This window comes from Mesorhizobium sp. BHbdii (assembly GCF_053848045.1).
This window is the reverse complement of the sequence record NZ_JBSPKX010000079.1, coordinates 1-604: the sequence shown is the minus strand read 5'-3', so window position 1 is coordinate 604 and position 604 is coordinate 1. Positions and strand designations below refer to the sequence as shown.

1 protein-coding gene and 1 pseudogene are annotated in these 604 nt (G+C 59.8%); one reads left to right on the top strand and one right to left on the bottom strand.

From position 1 onward, the window contains the following. The coding region (locus tag ACWTU8_RS31940; protein WP_455851269.1) for a hypothetical protein at positions 1 to 238 on the top strand (238 nt) is incomplete at its 5' end. 218 nt (positions 239 to 456) lie between these two features. On the opposite strand, the pseudogene ACWTU8_RS31935 reads toward ACWTU8_RS31940, so the two are convergent. Further along, positions 457 to 604 (bottom strand): annotated as a pseudogene (locus ACWTU8_RS31935) (agmatinase); the annotation flags it as partial.

The window sequence follows — 604 nt, the reverse complement described above, 5'->3', positions numbered from 1 at the left end:
CATGAGGGCGCGACCGGTCATCGCGACATTCGTGATGGCCTTGATGATTATCGGGATGTTGGTTGGGGGCTTCAACGATCACGCGACAGGCCGTGGCGCTTGGGGAGCCTATCAGACGACCGATTCCACCAACACCCTTCTATGGAAAACTCTGGTTCGCGAGTTAGTGATCTATTTGTTCTGTCCGATCTGGGTATCGCACTTGAGGGTTGCGTGGCTCCAGAGATCTTTGTTTTAGTCTAAGGCGCAATGGCCTCAAACAGGACCGGCATGGCCGCTGGCGTCGCAACGCTGTTGGGCGACACGAGTTCGCCCGCACGGCGTCGCATAATGCCGTAGGCGAGTGCTGTCGTCGGCACAGACATCTCTGTCTGGATGTTGACGGCCAGCCTGAAGCCGGCTCGATAGATCGTTAGTTGAGGACGCGGAATCCGACCGCGGCTCGGACAAGACACGTCAATCGGGCGTTGAGCCACCCTGCCGCACGATTGTGCCGATTACATTGACCAGAAGGCGCGCGGCGGTCTGGGCCGACAGGCCGTCAATGTCGGCGGGCGGATAGAGCTCGACAAGGTCGAATCCCGCGATCGTGGCGCGCTTGCCG